This window comes from Achromobacter sp. Marseille-Q0513 (assembly GCF_018195695.1).
In the GTDB taxonomy this organism is placed as follows: Bacteria; Pseudomonadota; Gammaproteobacteria; order Burkholderiales; family Burkholderiaceae_B; genus Achromobacter.
The window spans coordinates 1-633 of record NZ_JAGTJY010000441.1; the positions used below are offsets into that span (position 1 = coordinate 1).

At 70.6% G+C, this 633-nt stretch carries 1 pseudogene; it reads right to left on the reverse strand.

The annotated features are described in order from the left end of the window. A pseudogene (locus KDH83_RS31155) lies at positions 1 to 633 on the reverse strand (fimbrial biogenesis outer membrane usher protein); the annotation flags it as partial.

Genomic DNA, 633 nt, shown 5'->3' on the forward strand with positions numbered 1-633 from the left:
TCAGCTGGCCGTAGCGGCCCAGGTACTGCACCTGGCCCTGCGTGTAGGCCTGGCCGCCGCTGCGACCGCGCTGCACCGACCAGCCCGTGCCGCCCTCGTAGTCGATCGAACGCTGCGCGCCCATGTTGTAGCTGTCCTGGCCCTGCTGGCGGCTGGCCGATGCGAAGACCTGGGTACGGTCCCCCAGCATCAGCGTCAGGCCCAGGTACACGCCGTTCGAGTCGGACTGGTTGAAGTCGTGGAACGCACTCAGGTTCATGGCCACGCGGCTGTGCAGGTTGACGGTGTAAGTCGCCGAGCCCAGCTTGGCGGCCGGCGCGTCCGGCTGGCGATAGCCGATGTAGCTCAAGGCCACGCTCTGCGACCGCGTGATGGGAAACGACACGGTCGCGCGATCCGTCTGGCGCACCACCGGCGCGTCTTCGCGCGAGCCCAGGTCGCCGTAGTCGCCAAGCGCCCGGGTGGACAACAGGTCCAGGCTGAACTCGGGCCGCACGTACTGGTAGCCCAGGCTGGCCTGACCGCCCGCGTAGCGGCCGGCGCTGCCGGCCAGCGAACCGCTCAGCACGCCCGCCTCGCCCAGCCTGACCAGCGCGCCCGCGCCCAGGTTGTAGACGCCGGGCGCGCTTTCGG